We start from the raw sequence: 19,095 nt of genomic DNA, 5'->3' as shown, positions 1-19,095 counted from the left end.
GCGCACGATAAGGGCGTTTGTGCGTGCCGCTCCGGCAATAAGCGCTGAAGTTCAGTCGATTACGCTATCGATTCAGAATACAGGCACGCGGCTTATTATAATATCTGGAGAGTAACTCTATTTGCGGTTGATTGAAACTTTAAACAATGGTATCTTTTAGTCAGATATAAACATGATGAGTAAATATTATAAATACGAGGAGAAAATTCTATGGATAGAGTAGAGAAAATGCTTGGCAGAATGAAAGCAGGTAAATTATACAGATGTGTGGACTGGGATCCGGAGGGTAAGGCGAAGGATCTGGTAGATAAGTTCAACAGTGCTCCGAGGTCTGAGACTATGACAAGAACCGGTGAGTATCTTGGAAAATTATTCGCACACATGGGAAAGGAGTGTTACATAGAGCCGCCTTTTTATTGCGACTATGGAACAAATATACATGTGGGAGATTATTTCTATGCAAATACAGGGCTGATAGTTCTAGATCAGTGTGACGTCATCATTGGAGATCATGCATTTCTGGGACCAAGGGTCAATATATACTGCGCATGTCATCCGATAGATGCGATGATCAGAAATGCTGGTGTTGAGCTTGGCAAGCCGGTCACAATAGGCGATAATGTATGGATCGGCGGTAATACGGTCATCAATCCGGGCGTTACCATAGGTTCAAATGTTGTCATAGGCTCAGGGTCGGTTGTCACAAAGAATATTCCGGATGGTGTGATAGCTGCCGGAAATCCATGTAAAGTCATAAGACAGATAACAGAAAAAGATAGGCAATATTGGCTTGAACAGGTAAAGGAATTTGAGGCAGACACAGGCGAGCAGGTGCTGTAGTGGGGACGTTTCTTTTGTCACAAGGAGTGTCCCCTGGATTGGTTTTATATGACAGAGGGACACTCCTTGTGACAAAAGAAGCGTCCCTAGAGAGGATATACATTTGACAAATTACAGATTTACTTTCAGCTACGATGGCACCCGCTATCATGGCTGGGAGAGCAAGACAAATGCAGATACGGTTGAAGGCCGTATAGAGGCGGTGTTGTCGAAAATGGTGGATGGAGATAACGGTAAGACAGCGGATGTATGTAGGGAGAATATGTCCGCAGATATCCGGGATACGAAGACACCAGCAAAGGTGGATATCCATGGCGCAGGTAGGACTGATGCGGGAGTGCATGCCAGAGCCATGGTCGCAAGCGGAAGGCTGAATACCAATAGGACACCGGATGAGATAAAGGATTATCTGAACAGATATCTGCCTGCAGATATATGTGCGCTTGATGTTACTGTGGCTGGAGACAGGTTTCACGCAAGGCTGAATGCGACCGGCAAAATCTACGAATATACACTGTATGTAGGATTAGAGAAACCTGTGTTTGACAGAAATTATGTGTGGTGTGTACCTCAGGGAAGTGTGCTTGATGTGGATGCGATGAAAAAGGCTGCATCGTATCTTGTCGGAAAGCATGATTTCAGATCTTTCTGTGGCAACAATAAAATGAAGAAGTCAACGGTGAGAACCATATATGATGTGGAGATAGTCAAGGAGGGAGACTATGTCCGCATGAGATTTCATGGAAATGGATTCCTGCAAAATATGGTGAGGATACTCACTGGAACTCTGGTGGAGATAGGATATGGACATATGGATGCGGAGCATATGCCGGAGATCATAGTGGGGATGGACAGGCAGCTTGCCGGGCCTACGGCTCCGCCACATGGACTATGTCTGCTTAAGGTTGAGTATGATTGAGACGGCAACAGGGCTGTTAAAGCATAGGCTGGGAGAAATATAAATATTTGAATAAAGGGTAAAAGGGGTCATACAGATGATAAAGAAGCTTGGAGTAAGATACAGGATAAGCTGCAGTATAGGTGCGGTTATATTTGGCGTGATAGGTGCGGTTATATTTGGAGTCGCGATGGGCATAGATGAAGGACAGGTGTGGATTGGACTGGGAGCAGCACTTTTCTGGGGATTTGCAGTATGGTTCATATCACTTGCAGTCAGACAGAGCAATATAAGAGATGTTCTGGACTATTGTAAGAAAAAGCCACACCCGGAATATGAGATGGAGCGTATTGAGCAGTTCTACAAGGCGGGAGCTTCTGTATGTGGACTCAGACTTAACAATGAGTTCTTTCTGTATATAAAGGGTGACACAGTAAACTTTGCAGAGACAAGGGAACTGATGTGGGTATTTAAGATTGTTACCCAGAACAGATTTTACGGAATTAAGGCCGGAAAGTCATATCAGATTGAAGTGAAGCTGAATGACGGAAGTGGAATGGCCCTGACGATGAAGAATGAGAAGATGTGCGATGATGTCATTGCATACATAGAAAAGATGGTTCCGTACATAATATTGGGATATAATGATGAAGTGAATAGCCTATATAACAAAAATCCACAGGAACTGGAGAGAATAGTAGATGAGAGAAGACATCAGTACTTTGAGCAGGTGCCAGTGCGATAATGAAGATGTGAATACGCTCAGATTGTTCATGGACATTGGCGCTATGATGATCAGAAATGGTTCCGAAGTTAAGAGAGTGGAGGATACCCTTCGAAGAATGGGAAAGGCATATGGCGCAGAGCGCATGGATGTGTTTGCCATAACCTCAACACTCGTGTGCACTATGAACATGCCGGATGGAACGGTGTGCTCCATGACCAGAGGCACCAGGGATGGAACAAAGACAGATTTCTGGAAACTGGAGCGTATAAACGCTCTCAGCAGGGAATATTGCAGGAAAAAGATTGATACGGACAAGCTGAAGATTTGTATTGAGGACATAGAGCATAGCTCTGCCCCGAGATTCAGAGTCTGCCTCGGAAGCGTGCTGGCAGCTGGAACGCTGGCGGTATTTTTCGGTGGAAATATCCTTGACGGAGTATTTGCAGCGGTTTTCGCATTAGCTATATGGCTGATGCAGGTGTATTTTGCTCCGGTGTGTACGAATAATATTCTTTTTAATTTTGTGTGTTCATTTGTCACGGGAGTTCTCATTGGAGTGGCGGGGCACATTTTCCCGATACACGGGGACAAGGTTATGATAGGTGACATCATGCTGTTGATTCCGGGACTTGCCCTCACAAATGCAGTTAAGGATATGTTCGTTGGCGATACCATAACGGGCAGCCTGAGACTGGTGGAGTCGTTGCTCTGGGCGGTGGCGATTGCGTGTGGATTTGCATTGGCGGTGTACGTTGTGGGAGGTGTGTAGATTGCAGCAGGTTATAGTACAGATAGTAACGGCGCTGTTTGGGTCTCTTGGATTTGCGCTTATGTTTAATCTCGGAAAGCGGAACGTGATACCTGCGGCGATAAATGGTATGTGCACATGGATCGTATATATTCTTGTTCGAAATGTCATAGATGATGTATTCGTACCGTCACTTGCTGCCAGTCTATGGGCGGCGGTATTTGCGGAGGTGGCAGCCAGGGTTATGAAGGCTCCGGCGAATCAATATCTGATCGTTGGACTCATACCGCTTCTTCCGGGCGCGCCACTATATTATACATTAAGTTCTGCATTTGATTCCGACTGGGTGGCAGCTAGAAGCTGGGGAAATGACACGATGATGTTTGTTCTCGGTATTGCAGTTGGTATAAGTGCAGTGTGTGGGTGTGATGATATAATCAAGAAGCTTTCTAAAAAAACAGATAAAAGGAGTCAGGAAAATGATAGATAAATATGGGAAAAAGCTATTTATATTTTTAGGCTGTGATGTGGTGTACTTTATTCTCTGGGTCATACCTGCAATAAAGATACCGGCACTTGCGGTTGTGTTTACAGGACTGGGACTTCTGACGTTGACAGCCCTCAGCTTCATTGAGGGAGAGGATGATACGTTTAGACATATAACAGGGGAAGAGCAGTGGTTCAAGGTTGCTTTTCTTTCGGGTATTATTCTTACTTTGATTGGAATTGTGCTTCTCCTGGTATTGATATAGTGACAAGAATATATGAGGTACAAAAAGCTCCGTGCAGTGGATTTGCTGCACGGAGCTTTTTGCTCTCTTGATAATAGACCTTAATAAAGTCTTAAGGAATCGGCAGGTTGTTTCTTAATGCGTGTTTCCAATAGAATTGATACAAGAACGGGACAACGCATACAGAGTGTGTGGGTTTACTGCAGTGTATTTGACAGAAGATCTGAAAGGGGCGTTGGAATATGAGAAAGAGGTCAAAGACCGTAGTGGTGTCCATTGCAGTTTTGGGAACACTTATCTGTGTCTGCCTTGGCGGATGCAGTGACAAAAAAGGCGATGCATTTGCCGAGGAGGAGAGGACAACATATATATACGGCGACTCCATACAGGAGGGAGATGACGGAGCTCTCCTGTCTGTGAGACTTGGTGTTCCCGGTGCTTGTAACGTTGAATTCGACACCGGAAAGTCAAAGCTGAGAGATATAAGATTATCCACTGAAAACATAGTGGTGCCGGACACTGACGCAGCATACGTCGTGGATTATGACAATCTTAAGATCAAAGCTGAGGAAATACAGAAGATGGTTGAGGGGGTATTTGACAAGTCAGCTGGCATATATTGCCGGAATGATGGCGACGAGTACATGACGAAGGATGAGATACAGAGTGACATAGATATGGCTGAGATATATCGGAAGCAGGCTTTGGAAGATGGACAGGCAGAAACAGCTGAGATGTACGCCGGTGATATCAAGAATATGCAGGCAAGGCAGAAAGAAGCACCTGATACATACACTCCGGTGTCTGATTATGGACCGAACATGATATACACAGGCAAGGCAGATGGAGAGAAATACAGCTTGTGGGTATCGGCAAATGATGACGATAGCACATCCCGTGGAATAAGCATTATGTTCAGTCCGGCGGGGGATCAGGAGAAGAATGAGTTGTCCAGAGTTGACGACTCGGTGTATGTGGAGACGGTTCCTGAGAGTTCTGTCGGGGCAGATGTGGCAGATATGAAGAATAAATGTACCATGACGGAGAATGCGGCCGAGAGTGAGGCGATGGTTTTTCTGTCAAAGCTTGGTCTGTCGGGACTTGCAAGCCAGAGCTGTGAACCTGTGATAAGGAGATGGCAGAACAGCACATTTGACACTGTAGACATGGAAAAGAACGGATATGCAATCGAATTTGGCTGCCAGATAGGCGGAATAGATGTGATCTATAAGGACCTTACAGCTGTGGACAATCTGAATACTGAGAAGGGATATGTCATGCAGGAGGGCGATAAGATGACCGTGTTTATCGATGATGATGGTGTGTTCTATGCCAGAGCCAGACTGTGTACAGATACGAATTCATATGTCAGAAAGAAGGCTGATCTTTTGAGCTGGGATGAGATGATGTCGGCTGCGGATGAGAGCATAGCTGAATATTACAGGCGATACCCCACCGCATATTCTGAAGTGGAGTTTAACAACGTGGAGCTGTTGTATGTGCCAGAGGTGGATTCTGCCGGAGACATGCAGTACGTGCCAGCGTGGGTATTTACACAGACAGAAGGTGGAGATGTTCTAGATGCAGGGATGGCAAATGGGCATATATCACAGGTGGTATACATAAATGCGTTAGACGGCAAATATATTGACATTGCGGAGACAGCAAAGGCTCTTGGCACGTGGGGTGGTTATGAGTCTGGAAAAACAATTTCAAAATAGTTTGTTGTATTTGCATCATGTGAAATGTCTTATATATGTGACTTATGTAAGGCACCAGAAAAATGATCACAGATAAATAATAAAAATTTGGGGCGCGGTTAAGCCACAATGAGCATGATTTAAATCCCGGTACTGGGGTGTCAAAAAAGGAGGAAAATAATATGAGCAAGAGTAAACGAGTGGTAAGAATAGCAGCATGTGTGCTGGCTGGAGTTATGGCTGTTCAGCTTGCAGGCTGTGGCAGTAAAAAGGTGGATTATACATTGGACGGTGACGGGACATCCGGAGGATACAGTGAGAGCGATGACGGAGGACGGAGCGGCCTTGCAAAGTCACTTGGTATACCTGACAAATGCGATGAGACATTTGACGTGGGAAAATCAGGACTTTCAGAGATAAGGTGTACGGCTGACAAGGTGGATGTGCCGGATACGGACAAGCTGAAAAAGGTGTATTACACCACGACAAAGCTTGATGCCAAGCAGAGACAGACCATAGTGGAAGGACTTCTGGACAGATCCCAGGGGATATACGTGCGAAAGGAGGGTGTGTCCACCAAAGATGAGCTGAAGAACATGATAGAGATGACAAAGAAGTTCAAGGAGGAGGCTGCCAGTCAGGGCGATGACACATCTGATTCATGGTATGATGCACAGATCGAGACGTACAAGAGCCAGATGGCGGAGGCACCTGAAAGTCTGCCGTTGCTTGAAAATTATGATGATCCGTATGCAGCATACACAGGAAAGCATGGAGACAAGGATTATACGGTAGCTATTTCAGGCTACAGCAGCAATGAGAAAGTAGACTCCGGAATGTATATGGCATTCAGTTTGGCTGAGACTGAGGAGAACGCACTTCTGGATGGAGTTGCCGGAGCCACGTATACATATGTCACCGGAGAGAGCAGTGTCACAGATGTGGATGTCTCGAACATGGAAAATGAGTGCCGTATTACGGAGAGCGATGCCATATCTCAGGCTATGAATTTCCTTTCAAGCGTAGGGATAGACGGCATGGAATACTCAAAAGTGGAGCCGCTTGTGAGAGTATGGGCAGGTGAAAACGGCGATGTAAAGCAGGCAAAGGTAGATGGATATTATGTGGAACTAAACCGCACAATAAATGGTGTTCCGATCAGAAACGGAGAGCTTTATAATGTTGACAACTTACAGACCCAGAAGGGATATATGTACGATATAGATGATATGGCGCATATAAGTGTAAATGACGAAGGAGTCGTATACATGTATTCAACTCTCTATTCGGATTCGGCATCATTTAAGGATGAGGACGTGGATATACTGGGCTGGGACGACATGATATCTAAGGCAAATGAGAGCATTGCAGCATATTACGAGAAATACCAGACAAGGTATGGCAAGATAGAGTTCAATAATGTGGCACTCAGATATGTGTCATCTGTGGACGAATCCGGTAAGATGTGTTATATCCCGGCATGGGTATTTACAGAGAGCGAGGAGCTTCGCGGCGGAGACATATCGGGAGAGATTTCCCAGATCGTCTGCATAAATGCGATAGATGGAAGTTATATAGATCTTATAGAGGATGCCAAGCAGATGAAATTGTGGGATGACTATAACTAAGGGACGGAGGGGACAGGTACCTCCGTCCCCGGGATTCCTAAATAACGGGCAGTAAGTTGTTTTCATAACTTGACTGCCCGTTGTTTTTATAATAGCCGATTTTACAGGTGAAGGACTCTGTCCTTGATCTCCTGGGTACGTCCCTGATTCCAAAACTGTGTTCCGATATATCCGCAGGTACGCCTTGCAACAAAGAGGGTGTTCTGGTCACGGTTGCCACAGTTAGGACATTCCCAGACCAATTTGCCGTAGTTGTCTGTAACTATCTTGATCTCTCCGTCGTAGCCGCACTTTTCACAATAGTCGCTCTTGGTGTTAAGCTCGGCGTAGAGAATGTTGTCATATATGAATCGCATAACTTCCAGAACTGCATCAATATTGTTCTGAAGGTTAGGCACCTCAACGTAGCTTATGGCACCGCCCGGTGAAAGTTTCTGGAATTCAGATTCAAATTTCAGTTTGCTGAAAGCGTCAATATGCTCGGTTACATGAACGTGATAGCTGTTGGTTATATAATTTTTGTCGGTTACACCTGGAATTATGCCGAAACGTTTCTGCAGGTTCTTGGCGAACTTGTATGTGGTTGATTCCATTGGAGTTCCGTATACAGAGTAGCTTATATTCTCTGCGGCTTTCCACTCGGCGCATTTGTCGTTGAGCTTCTGCATTACAGCGAGCGCGAATTTCTTGCCTTCCTCGGATGTATGTGTTTTGCCGATCATACGGACACACATTTCGCAAAGACCGGCATAGCCAAGGGAAATAGTTGAGTAGCCGCCGAAGAGCAGTTTGTCAATCTTCTCGCCTTTCTTAAGCCTTGCCAGTGCGCCGTGCTGCCACAGTATAGGAGCGACATCTGATATGGTTCCGAGCAGACGCTCATGTCTGCACCTCAGAGCCTTGTGGCAAAGCTCAAGACGCTCCTCCAGGATCTCCCAGAATTTGTCCATATCACCGCCGGCTGAGCACGCTACATCCACAAGATTGATGGTGACAACGCCCTGATTGAATCTGCCATAATATTTGCGAGTTCCATCCGGATTTCTTATGCCGTCTTCCTTGGTTGGAAATGATCTGCATCCCATGCAAGGATATACGTCACCGTCCTTCATCTCTCTCATGACCTTTGCTGAAATATAATCCGGAACCATGCGCTTGGCAGTACATTTGGCTGAGAGCTCGGTGAGGTACCAGTATTTTGAGTCGGGTGTGATGTTGTCTTCATCAAGCACGTATATAAGCTTTGGAAATGCCGGTGTGATCCAGATTCCCTTCTCGTTCTTGACACCCTTGATCCTCTGGTTCAGGACTTCCTCTATGATGAGTGCCAGATCTTCCCTTGTCTGTCCCTCTGGAACCTCATCCAGATACATGAACATTGTGACAAAGGGTGCCTGACCGTTACAAGTCATCAGTGTGATGAGCTGGTACTGTATCGTCTGTATTCCGCTCTTGACCTCGTTCAGAAGCCTTTTTTCTGTTATCTTGTTGATGATATCCTCGTCAAGTGATTCACCGCATTCAGTGCGCTCCTCGATGACCTGTGCGCGGAGTTTCTTCCTGCTGACATCCACAAATGGGGCGAGATGAGACAGGGTAAATGTCTGTCCGCCGTACTGATTGCTGGCCACCTGAGCCACGATCTGGGTAGTTACGTTGCAGGCGGTGAAAAAGCTATGTGGCTTCTCGATCATAGTCTCGCTGATGACGGTTCCATTCTGCAGCATGTCCTCGAGATTGATGAGGTCACAGTTATGCTCCTTCTGTGCATAGTAATCTGAATCGTGGAAATGTATGATTCCGGCCTCGTGTGCTTCCACGATATCCTCCGGCAGCAGCATTCTCTTTGTGAGATCCTTGGAAACCTCACCGGCCATATAGTCACGCTGGGTTGAGTTGATCACAGGGTTCTTGTTGGAGTTCTCCTGATTGACCTCTTCATTCATATGATCGATGAGTGCGAGTATTCCGTTGTCCGTGGTGTTGGACTTACGTGCAAGCTCTCTCTTATAACGGTAACGCACATATTTCTGTGCAACCTCGTATCCTCGCATCTCCATGATTCCGGTCTCTACCATATCCTGTATATCCTCAACGTGGACTGCGTGGGACATGGATTCAATCTGCTTCTCCAGATTGTCCGCGATGGCGTGAACCTGATATTCATTTAACTGATGGAGATTGTCAACTTCGTTGTTGGCTGCAAGGATGGCATTCTCTATCTTTGACAGATCAAATGTAACCTCTTCTCCATTTCTTTTAATTACATGTACATGTTTTTTTGCTTCTTCTGACACAGCAATAGCCTCCCTCTTCCAATTCGATAAAAGTTCTATAATAATAATCCAATCATTAAATTAATTGAAATCAGGCCGTTAAGGTCTGGTTTGAAATAATATACTAGATGCGGCTGCCCATTCCGCATGGAATTATTTGTAAAGAAAATAAATATGCAGCACGCTGATGCATGCGTAGGTCATCAGGCTTGCGCTTGCGACAATTAATGTAAACACAATATATTTGGTGGGGATAATGTGAAACACCCACTAGATATTGTGCTCTGTTATTATAGCCATCACAAATGACATTGTAAAGATGAAAAAACATCTTTTAGAATAATAGAACCGGCAGGAGCGCAGAAACATTGATAAATCTTGATAAAATAATTTTGTGGGCAGTCAAAGTCTTGACAAGCCACCATAAAAAGTGATACACACTTATATGAATACAATTTCTAATGGGTATTTTCAAAATCCGTACATTTATATGTGCGAGGGTTGTCAGACCGATGCCTGATGACATAATACAAATATCAAGGAGATAAAAAAATGCAGGAATTAAAGCCAATCAAAGAAGGTAAGGTACGTGAGATTTATGACAATGGAGACAGCCTGATCATGGTAGCTACAGACCGTATAAGCTGCTTCGATGTCATCCTCGACAATGTAATTTCCAAGAAGGGAACAGTTCTGACACAGATGTCAAAGTTCTGGTTTGACATGACACAGGACATACTTCCTAACCACATGATATCAGTTGATGTAAAGGATATGCCTGAGTTCTTCCAGCAGGAGAAGTTTGATGGCAATAGCATGATGTGCAGAAAGCTTGAGATGCTTCCAATCGAGTGTATTGTACGTGGATATATCACAGGTAGTGGCTGGGCAAGCTACAAGGAGAATGGCACAGTATGTGGAATCAAGCTTCCAGAGGGACTTAAGGAGTCAGATAAGCTTCCTGAGCCTATCTACACACCATCAACAAAGGCGGAGATTGGCGATCACGATGAGAATATATCATATGAGCAGAGCATTGCTCACCTCGAGAAGTACTTCCCAGGAAAGGGCGAGGAGTACGCTTCAAAGCTCAAGGAGTATACTATAACACTTTACAAGAAGTGTGCAGAGTATGCACTTACAAGAGGAATCATCATTGCAGATACAAAGTTTGAGTTTGGCCTTGATGAGAACGGCAACATCGTTCTCGGCGATGAGATGCTCACACCAGACAGCTCAAGATTCTGGCCAGCAGATGTATATGAGCCAGGTCATGGCCAGCCATCATTTGACAAGCAGTTCGCCCGTGATTGGCTGAAGGCTAACCCGGACAAGGGCTGGAAGCTTCCAGAAGATGTCGCACAGAAGACCATCGACATCTATCTTGAGGGTTACGAGAAGCTCACAGGCAAGCCACTTGGAAAGTAATTACAATATCGAATTATACGAATTTTCAGGAGAAATAGCGTTTAAGCTGTTTCTCCTTTTTTATCTTGTGGGGAAGCTGTTTTTGTTTTGTGAACTTCGTTGAAATAAATGGCGCCGGGTGGTAAAGTGTAAATGTTATGAAAAGGCAAAATCAAGTGAGATTTTACAAGGAGGTAACAATGAAGAATATGCTGCGTGTGGCAGCCGTTACGCCGAAGGTTCACATCGGAAGTGTCAGCGGAAATGTCAGAGAGATAATGGATATATATGAAGAGTATAAGGATGCTGCGGATATCATAGTGACGCCAGAGTTGTCTATCACGGGATATACCTGTGCGGATCTGTTTGAGAACAGAAAGCTCATAGATGGTGCGAGAAGAGGTCTTCTTCAGCTTGCCATGGCGACTTGTACCGGTCAGTCGGCACTGGTGGTCGGTCTGCCATTTGAGGTGGACGGGGAGCTGTTCAACTGTGCGGCGTTCCTGCAGGGCGGAAGAGTCATGGCCATCGTGCCGAAGACTTATCTTCCAAACTATGGCGAGTTCTACGAGAAGAGATGGTTCTCAGCCAGAAAGTATGATGCGGTGATGGTCAATCTCATGGATCCGGAAGATGATGGAGATGAGCTTGAATACAATGCCGGTTCAAAGAAAGCCGGGGGCAGGGGTGTTGGCAGTGAAGTGCTGTTTGGCAACAATGTGATGATAGAGATGGGCAGCGGAGACCAGAGAGTCAAGCTTGGCATAGAGATATGTGAGGATGCCTGGACTCCGGTTTCGCCGGGAAGACTTCTCGCCATGGCGGGAGCAGAGGTCATACTCAACCTTTCCGCGTCAAATGAGGTCATCGGAAAGGCTGCATACAGGCACAAGCTGATAGGAAGTGTGTCATCGGACTGCCTGTGCGGATATGTGTATGTGTCCGCTGGAATGTACGAGTCCACATCGGATCTGGTATTTTCAGGACACAATCTGATGTACGAGAACGGCAAACTCCTCGGCGAGGTAAAGCCATTTGAGGACGGAGTATTGATCAGGGATATAAGTCTTACCAAGATCAGACACGACAGGATAGCAAACAAGTCATTTGCCGACTGTAAGCGTGATTTCGCATTCAGAAAGTATGAGACGGTGGTGTGCGATACCCCACTCATGGACAAAGGGAATGTGCTCATGAAGGTGAAGATGACACCATTTGTCCCATCGGGAAATAAGCTTGAGAGGTGCATGGCGATATTCAAGATGCAGGTTGCCGGACTTCAGAGAAGGATAGAGGCGACCCACTGCAAATGTGTGGTCGTGGGAGTGTCAGGTGGACTTGATTCCACACTGGCTCTGCTGGTTTCGGCACAGGCGGTGAAGAATGCGGGACTTCCATCCACAACTGTCGTGGGAATCACCATGCCGGGATTTGGAACGACAAACAGGACGAAGAACAACTCCACGGAACTCATGAGACTGCTCGGCTGTGACAGCAGAGAGATAAGCATAGCTGCATCGGTGAGACAGCATTTTGCCGATATCGGACAGGACGAGAGCGTGCATGACGTCACTTATGAGAACTGTCAGGCGAGGGAGAGAACACAGATACTCATGGATGTCGCCAACAAGGAGGGCGGATTCGTGGTTGGAACCGGAGATCTCTCGGAGCTGGCACTTGGCTGGTGCACCTACAACGGCGACCATATGAGCATGTATGCGGTGAATACAAGTATACCAAAGACGCTGGTGCGCTCACTTGTGAACGAAGTCGGACACTTCATGGAGGTTGATGGATTTGCGGGCATCGCGCCGATCATAGACGATATCATAGACACACCGGTCAGCCCGGAGCTGCTTCCACCGAACCCGGACGGAACCATCGCGCAGAAGACGGAGGACACCGTGGGATCATACATCCTGCACGATTTCTTCTTATATTATACACTGCGATATGGAATGTCACCTGAGGAGGTAAATGAGCTGTGCAAGGAGGCTGTAAGACAGAGTGACGAGTACAATTTCTCAGACAGCGAGATCGACAAATGGCAGAAGGTATTCTACACGAGATTCTTCCGCCAGCAGTTCAAGAGAAACTGCATGCCGGACGGTGTGAAGGTCGGAACCGTGTCGGTCAGCCCGAGAGGTGATCTGAGACTGCCGTCTGAGATAGAATTTGAGGATTTTTTGTAGACATATTTTATAGCGGAATTATAGGATTTTGCCATATATAATAATTATATTTTTACATGAATGTTCAAACATAACCCAATCAGGGGAATACGATGCCGCCGGTCCTTAGGTGGCGCAGCAGGCGGCACCTTAGTACCGTTGCAGGCTGAGTTAAGCGGGAGCGACCCCTGATGGGTATGATTGACATTCATGTAATATTAACTTAGATATTGGCAAAATCCAACATCAAAGGAGGAGAAAAATATGCCATTTATAGATTCAAAGGTTACAGTGAAGATGAGCGATGACCAGAAGGAGACTCTTAAGAGCAGTCTCGGTCAGGCGATAACAACGATGAACAAGACGGAGAGCTACCTTATGGTCGGCATCAACGATGGATACGACCTGTTCATGGGCGGAAAGAAACTTGATAAGGGTGCATATGTGGAAGTCAGCGTATTCGGTGATGTGACTTCTAAAGCGTGTGATGCCATGACAGGAAAAATCTGCGATATATTTGCGGATGTGCTTGGAATCCCGGGAAATGCGGTGTACGTGACTTACCACGGCGTACATGACTGGGGCTGGAATGGCGGTAACTTCTGATGTGGGAAATAGAGATACTTGACGCTCTCCAGAATATACATACTCCATGGCTTGACAAGATCATGGTGGCGATCACATCCCTTGGAAATGCGGGAATATTGTGGATAGTGCTGGCAGCGGTGCTGCTGATCATTCCAAAGACGAGGAAGGCAGGGCTTTGCATGGTCATCGCACTTATCCTTGATCTTCTCATAACCAATTGTCTGCTCAAGAATCTGGTCGCAAGGACAAGACCGTATGATGTGGCGAACTTTACAGATCTGATAGTGAAGAAACCAAAGGATTATTCCTTCCCATCGGGACACACGGCGGCATCATTTGCGGCTGTTACGGCGTTGTTTATGAGCAGAAAGAAATTGTTGGGCGCAATATCCTGCGTGATAGCGATCCTTATAGCGTTCTCAAGAATGTATCTGTATGTGCATTTCCCGACAGATATCATTGGCGGAATAGTGGTAGGAGTGGCAGCAGGAGTGGCAGCAGGATTTATACTTAGAGCGATTGATAAGAAACTTGCAGCCAAGGCGGCAGGCACAGATATAGAGAATCATTGAAAACCAGATTGTGATGATAAAGATTTCCAGGAGCAACATGATCTGGCGGATCGTTGGTTTGGAGGAATATGATTATGAGTGAATATACCATACTGCCGTTGATCAATGCAGCATTTCAGCCGGGTGAAGCGAAAAAGATGGTAGACAGTTTTGAAGATAGGGATTTTCAGGAGATAGCACGTGCTGAATACTATTATTTTACCGGGCAGGCGGAGGAGTGCAATCATATAGCAGAACGTTATCTGATGAGCCATAATATAAAATTGAAGATGTCATCCTGCCTGTTATATGTATATTCTAATCTGACACTTGGCAGAGAAGCTGCATCAAGAAAAGGACTGAGGGAGATTCAGGAATGTCTTGAAAAAGAGACGAAAAATCCTTCATCCGCTGAGGACAGGGCTGTCAGTGTATTTGCGGGATATATGTCCTCTGTGCTTTTGCATCTTTCGGTGGATGAACTTCCGGATGTGGAGCTTTATGCAGTAACATTGCCGCCTGGAATTAAGCTGTTTTCTGCCTATGTAATAGCTCACATGGCATATTTAAAAGGCGAGTATGGCAGGGCACTTGGAATTTGCGAGGCAGCATTGATGTTCAGGGATGATGTATATCCTATTAGTATGATCTATCTGTATTGTATGATTGCAATGTGTCAGATGAATCTGAAAAATCAGCAGAAAGCAAAAGATTCATTGATGCTGGCGTGGAACGTGGCGAAAGAAGACGAATTTCTGGAACCTTTCATTGAACATCATGGTTTGCTGCAGGGACTTCTGGAGTCATGTATCCGCAAGGAGGATTCAAAACTATATAACAAATTATCTGATAAAGTCATTGCCTTTAGCAGGGGATGGATGTCAATCCACAATCCTATGTCAGGAAATTCAGTGACGGATGCATTATCCACAGTGGAATTCTCGATTGCAATGCTGGCAAGCCGAGATTGGAATAATCAGGAAATTGCAGATTATCTGGGATTTTCACCCAATACGGTTAAAACTTATCTGAGCAGGATTTATGAAAAAATGAATATAAATAAGAGGGATGAGCTGAAAAATTATATGCTGAAATAGGAAAATATACATTTTCGTATCGAAACGGAGATTACATGGAAGAAGTCAAAATGATAAAATCTTTATATACAGAAATCACTAACCAAACTCAGATTTATTTTTAAGGGAGGAAACTATATGAAGAGAAGAATTTTGACTACCCTGCTCACTATGTGCATGGTGCTGATGCTGCTGCGGATACCGGCATATGCGGGCAGAGCCTATTGCGACATCTGTGGTAAATGGGTAAGTACAACCGGAACTTATGAATATAAAGACGCTGGATATCATTGGAATCATGTTTATTGCACAGAATGTGGCACTAATATCAGCAATCCGCGTTCTGCGCATGTGTGGAGCGGAACGGCAACCTGCACAAGCGGACAGACTTGTACGATCTGCGGAGGAACATCCACCCCTCCCGGACATGATTGGAACTCAAACTGGATTTCGGATGAAAACAATCATTGGCATGAGTGTAATGTCTGCGCAGAAAAGGGCGATGTTGGAGTACATATTTGGGATAATGGCACTATAACTATTTCTCCAACCTGCACAACAGAGGGGGAGAGAAAGTATACTTGCATTGGATGCGGCAGAATAAAAACAGAGACGATCCAAGCTACGGGTCACGACCTCGTACATCACGATGCACAGGCGGCGACTTGTACCGCAAACGGTTGGGAAGCTTACGATACCTGCAGTAACTGTGATTACACCACCTATACGGAGATTCCGGCAGCAGGTCATAGTTATGGAGATGTAACATACACATGGAGCACAGACAATCAACACTGTACAGCAGAAAGAAAATGTACAGCATGTGATGGCGTAGAAAGTGAGACAGCAGATACAACAGCAACAGTAATACAGGAAAAGAACTGCGTATTGCCAGAATTAACTACATACAGTGTGACATTTGAAAATTCTGCTTTTGAATCTCAAACAAAGGAAAATGTACGGACAGCAGAAAACGCCGGTCACGATATGGAAAAAGTAGAAAAGCAAGCTGCTACTGCTGCAAAAGAAGGAAACAGCACATATTGGTTCTGTGATAAATGTAATAAGTATTTTAGTGATGAAGAAGCAGAAAATGAAATTAAAAAGGAAGACACAGTGCTTGCGAAACTCGCCCCTGTTATTATCAAGGGAGATGGAGCAACAGTAACAGCAGGTGCGAAGAATGCACTATCATTCACATCTGATGCTGCATACAGGGATTTTATTCGTGTTGAGGTTGACGGAAAGACCATAGATGAGAGTAATTATACGGTGGAATCTGGAAGTATAATCGTAACATTGAAAGAGGATTATGTTGCCGGTTTTTCGAAGGGTGAGCATACACTTGGCATTGTCTCTGAGAGCGGAACAGCGACAGCTCATTTTACAGTAAACGAGAAGACAACGGGGACACAGGAGCCTTCGGAAGACACAACCGGTACAACACAGGAGCCTTCGGAAGACGACACAACCAGTACAACACAGGAGCCTTCGGAAGACACAACCAGTATAACACAGGAGACAAGTACAATGGATAAAGCAACACAATCATCTCCAAAAACTGGTGACAGTACAGACTTGCAGTTGTATGTGATTCTTATGATTGTTTCAATAGTGGGTGTTGCAGGAATTTGTGTTAAGAAAAGATTCAAGACCCATTGATGGCTTTGAATGAAATGGCTGTTAGAGCGGAAATTAGATATTAGATCTCTATAAAATAAGGCATATGGACTAAAAAGATGTTCATATGCCTTATTTTAATATGTCTTTAAATACTTTAAATACACAGAAATTTCACAAATGAAACGCCTCTGTACACTATTGACATTAAAAAATAGAAGTATTAATATTTATGCAACTTGCGTCAAATCATATATAGCTGACGATCAGATATCGCATATCATAAATCAAATTCCTGATTTGTACATCTGGGGATTCTGTCAGCATTTCAAAATGAAACAAGGAGGAAATAGAATGATCAAAACATTGCTTGGTCAGGTGGGCGAGTACAAGAAGGACTCGATACTCACACCTGTATTTACGGCGGCAGAGGTCTTCATGGAGATCCTCATTCCATTTGTGACCGCCAAGATAATCGACGAGGGAATCAACGGACAGGACATGAGCAAGGTATATATGTATGGCGGACTTATGCTTGTGTTGGCTTTCCTGAGTCTTTTCTTTGGAGTGATGGCGGGAAAATTCGCTGCCAGCGCATCGACAGGATTTGCATGCAACCTGAGGGAGGGCATGTACAGGAATGTGCAGGAGTTTTCATTTACCAACATTGACAAATTCAGCACCGCAAGTCTTATAACACGAATGACAACTGATGTGACAAATGTACAGAATGCATATCAGATGCTCATACGAATAGCGGTAAGGGCACCGCTCATGCTCATATGCAGCATGATAATGTGCTTTACCATCAACGTGGAGCTGTCACTTATATTTGTGGCGGCACTTGTGGTTCTTGCATTTGGTCTGTTCTTCATCATATTCAAGGTAACACCTATATTTGACGAGGTGTTTAGAAACTACGATAACCTGAATGCCAGCGTTCAGGAAAATGTATCAGCGATAAGAGTCGTAAAGGCTTTTGTCAGGGAAGAATACGAGGATAAGAAGTTTGGAAAGGCAGCAGAGGTCCTTGCGGAATTGTCCATAAAGGCTGAGAGCCTGCTGGCCTTCAACAATCCTATCATGATGTTCGTCATCTTCACATGCATGATGCTCCTCTCATGGATCGGAGCACATTTCATAGTCGGCGGAAGTATGACGACTGGTAATCTCACCTCACTTTTCAGCTATGTCATGAGCATGATGATGTCGCTGATGATGCTGTCCATGGTATTTGTCATGATATCCATGAGTATGGCAAGTATGAGACGTATATCTGAGGTTCTTGAGGAGGCCCCGACCATGACCAATCCTGATGAGCCTATCATGGAGGTGCCTGATGGAAGAATAGATTTCAACCATGTGGATTTCGTGTATAAGGCTGGCAGTGCAGAGGACACGCTGAAGGATATCGACATTCACATAAAGTCTGGAGAAACAGTTGGTGTGATAGGTGGAACCGGCTGTGGTAAGTCCACATTTGTCAATCTGATAAGCAGACTTTACGATGTGAAGCCGGATGGTGGTTCTGTCTGTGTCGGAGGACATGACGTGCGTGATTACGATATGGAGGTCATCCGAAATGAAGTGGCGGTTGTGCTCCAGAAGAATGTGCTGTTTTCGGGTACGATACTTGACAACCTGAGATGGGGCAAGGCGGACGCCACGGAGGATGAGTGCCGTGAGGTGTGCGGGCTTGCCTGTGCGGATGAATTCATAGACAGGATGCCGGATGGATACAACACCTGGATCGAGCAGGGCGGAAGCAACGTGTCCGGTGGTCAGAAGCAGAGACTCTGTATTGCCAGAGCGCTGCTCAAGAGTCCGAAGGTACTCATTCTAGATGATTCCACGAGCGCAGTTGACACTGCTACGGATGCGAAGATCAGGCAGGCATTTGCAACCAAGATACCGAACACCACCAAGATCATCATATCCCAGAGAATATCAAGTGTGCAGGATGCCGACAGGATCATAGTTCTGGATAACGGAATGGTGAGTGGATTTGACACACATGAGAATCTGCTGAAGAATAACACGATATATAAGGAAATCTACGACGTCCAAATGTCTGGCGGCGGAGATTTCGATGAGAAGATGAATTAAAAAATAATGGAGTGAAAGGAGGAAGTAA

General features: G+C 45.2%; 16 protein-coding genes. 15 read left to right on the top strand and 1 reads right to left on the bottom strand.

What is annotated here, in order from left to right; all coding sequences use genetic code 11:
• Positions 1–210 precede the first annotated feature (210 nt).
• From NQ536_RS12080 to NQ536_RS12045, 8 genes are all read left to right on the top strand, one after another.
• Positions 211–840 (top strand): sugar O-acetyltransferase, encoded by a 630-nt coding sequence (locus NQ536_RS12080; RefSeq protein WP_004850350.1) that lies wholly within the window; start codon positions 211–213, stop codon positions 838–840.
• A 103-nt stretch (positions 841–943) separates the two neighbouring features.
• Complete coding sequence (gene truA / locus NQ536_RS12075) at positions 944–1,759, top strand: tRNA pseudouridine(38-40) synthase TruA (RefSeq protein WP_004850352.1); 816 nt, start codon at positions 944–946, stop codon at positions 1,757–1,759.
• 76 nt (positions 1,760–1,835) lie between these two features.
• On the top strand, positions 1,836–2,483 hold the full coding sequence (locus NQ536_RS12070) for a DUF6709 family protein (RefSeq protein ID WP_004850354.1): 648 nt from the start codon (positions 1,836–1,838) through the stop codon (positions 2,481–2,483).
• Positions 2,440–3,234 carry a threonine/serine exporter family protein gene (locus NQ536_RS12065; RefSeq protein WP_049937686.1) on the top strand — a complete coding sequence of 265 codons (795 nt, stop codon included), beginning with the start codon at positions 2,440–2,442 and terminating at the stop codon, positions 3,232–3,234. Before NQ536_RS12070 ends, NQ536_RS12065 begins: the two co-directional genes overlap by 44 nt.
• A gap of 1 nt (position 3,235) precedes the next feature.
• Entirely contained in the window at positions 3,236–3,703 is a 468-nt protein-coding gene (locus NQ536_RS12060; RefSeq protein ID WP_044997850.1) for a threonine/serine exporter family protein, read from the top strand.
• Positions 3,693–3,965, top strand: coding sequence for a hypothetical protein (locus tag NQ536_RS12055; RefSeq protein ID WP_004850360.1), 273 nt, complete (start codon positions 3,693–3,695; stop codon positions 3,963–3,965). The genes NQ536_RS12060 and NQ536_RS12055 overlap by 11 nt, the downstream gene beginning before the upstream one ends.
• Positions 3,966–4,186: 221 nt before the next feature.
• Entirely contained in the window at positions 4,187–5,665 is a 1,479-nt protein-coding gene (locus NQ536_RS12050; RefSeq protein WP_004850361.1) for a DUF6034 family protein, read from the top strand.
• Between the two features lie 161 nt (positions 5,666–5,826).
• Entirely contained in the window at positions 5,827–7,272 is a 1,446-nt protein-coding gene (locus tag NQ536_RS12045) for a DUF6034 family protein (protein ID WP_155803795.1), read from the top strand.
• Positions 7,273–7,373: 101 nt separating this feature from the next.
• Here NQ536_RS12045 and nrdD read toward each other — a convergent pair whose 3' ends face one another.
• Positions 7,374–9,569, bottom strand: coding sequence for an anaerobic ribonucleoside-triphosphate reductase (nrdD, locus tag NQ536_RS12040; protein WP_004850365.1), 2,196 nt, complete (start codon positions 9,567–9,569; stop codon positions 7,374–7,376).
• 531 nt (positions 9,570–10,100) lie between these two features.
• On the opposite strand from nrdD, the gene NQ536_RS12035 reads away from it, so the two are divergent.
• The 7 genes from NQ536_RS12035 to NQ536_RS12005 all read left to right on the top strand — a co-directional run bounded on the left by NQ536_RS12035 (position 10,101) and on the right by NQ536_RS12005 (position 19,067).
• On the top strand, positions 10,101–10,976 hold the full coding sequence (locus tag NQ536_RS12035; RefSeq protein WP_004850368.1) for a phosphoribosylaminoimidazolesuccinocarboxamide synthase: 876 nt from the start codon (positions 10,101–10,103) through the stop codon (positions 10,974–10,976).
• 179 nt (positions 10,977–11,155) lie between these two features.
• The gene (locus tag NQ536_RS12030) at positions 11,156–13,147 is read left to right on the top strand and encodes an NAD(+) synthase (protein ID WP_044997851.1); all 1,992 of its coding nucleotides are present in this window, start codon (positions 11,156–11,158) and stop codon (positions 13,145–13,147) included.
• A 243-nt stretch (positions 13,148–13,390) separates the two neighbouring features.
• Positions 13,391–13,732 (top strand): phenylpyruvate tautomerase MIF-related protein, encoded by a 342-nt coding sequence (locus NQ536_RS12025; RefSeq protein ID WP_004850370.1) that lies wholly within the window; start codon positions 13,391–13,393, stop codon positions 13,730–13,732.
• Complete coding sequence (locus tag NQ536_RS12020; protein ID WP_004850372.1) at positions 13,732–14,286, top strand: phosphatase PAP2 family protein; 555 nt, start codon at positions 13,732–13,734, stop codon at positions 14,284–14,286. The genes NQ536_RS12025 and NQ536_RS12020 overlap by 1 nt, the downstream gene beginning before the upstream one ends.
• A gap of 74 nt (positions 14,287–14,360) precedes the next feature.
• Positions 14,361–15,362: a helix-turn-helix transcriptional regulator gene (locus NQ536_RS12015; protein WP_022059193.1), complete on the top strand. Its 1,002-nt coding sequence runs from the start codon at positions 14,361–14,363 to the stop codon at positions 15,360–15,362.
• A gap of 117 nt (positions 15,363–15,479) precedes the next feature.
• A complete protein-coding gene (locus tag NQ536_RS12010) occupies positions 15,480–17,003 on the top strand; it encodes a hemoblobin-interacting domain-containing protein (RefSeq protein WP_044997854.1) in 1,524 nt (507 codons plus the stop codon).
• Positions 17,004–17,315: 312 nt separating this feature from the next.
• Positions 17,316–19,067 carry an ABC transporter ATP-binding protein gene (locus tag NQ536_RS12005; protein ID WP_044997855.1) on the top strand — a complete coding sequence of 584 codons (1,752 nt, stop codon included), beginning with the start codon at positions 17,316–17,318 and terminating at the stop codon, positions 19,065–19,067.
• Positions 19,068–19,095: the final 28 nt, after the last annotated feature.

This window comes from Coprococcus eutactus, from assembly GCF_025149915.1.
Taxonomy (GTDB): domain Bacteria; phylum Bacillota; class Clostridia; order Lachnospirales; family Lachnospiraceae; genus Coprococcus; species Coprococcus eutactus.
Note: the sequence above shows the minus strand (reverse complement) of the source record. Positions and strands in the feature narration are given on the sequence as shown.

Excerpts from the sequence above, each read along its gene's own strand:
- NQ536_RS12030 (WP_044997851.1), top strand. The coding sequence starts at position 11,156 with ATGAAGAATATGCTGCGTGTGGCAGCCGTTACGCCGAAGGTTCACATC.
- NQ536_RS12080 (WP_004850350.1), top strand. The coding sequence starts at position 211 with ATGGATAGAGTAGAGAAAATGCTTGGCAGAATGAAAGCAGGTAAATTA.
- NQ536_RS12045 (WP_155803795.1), top strand. The coding sequence starts at position 5,827 with ATGAGCAAGAGTAAACGAGTGGTAAGAATAGCAGCATGTGTGCTGGCT.
- NQ536_RS12050 (WP_004850361.1), top strand. The coding sequence starts at position 4,187 with ATGAGAAAGAGGTCAAAGACCGTAGTGGTGTCCATTGCAGTTTTGGGA.
- NQ536_RS12025 (WP_004850370.1), top strand. The coding sequence starts at position 13,391 with ATGCCATTTATAGATTCAAAGGTTACAGTGAAGATGAGCGATGACCAG.
- NQ536_RS12010 (WP_044997854.1), top strand. The coding sequence starts at position 15,480 with ATGAAGAGAAGAATTTTGACTACCCTGCTCACTATGTGCATGGTGCTG.
- NQ536_RS12070 (WP_004850354.1), top strand. The coding sequence starts at position 1,836 with ATGATAAAGAAGCTTGGAGTAAGATACAGGATAAGCTGCAGTATAGGT.
- NQ536_RS12065 (WP_049937686.1), top strand. The coding sequence starts at position 2,440 with ATGAGAGAAGACATCAGTACTTTGAGCAGGTGCCAGTGCGATAATGAA.
- NQ536_RS12015 (WP_022059193.1), top strand. The coding sequence starts at position 14,361 with ATGAGTGAATATACCATACTGCCGTTGATCAATGCAGCATTTCAGCCG.
- NQ536_RS12005 (WP_044997855.1), top strand. The coding sequence starts at position 17,316 with ATGATCAAAACATTGCTTGGTCAGGTGGGCGAGTACAAGAAGGACTCG.
- NQ536_RS12055 (WP_004850360.1), top strand. The coding sequence starts at position 3,693 with ATGATAGATAAATATGGGAAAAAGCTATTTATATTTTTAGGCTGTGAT.
- NQ536_RS12020 (WP_004850372.1), top strand. The coding sequence starts at position 13,732 with ATGTGGGAAATAGAGATACTTGACGCTCTCCAGAATATACATACTCCA.
- NQ536_RS12035 (WP_004850368.1), top strand. The coding sequence starts at position 10,101 with ATGCAGGAATTAAAGCCAATCAAAGAAGGTAAGGTACGTGAGATTTAT.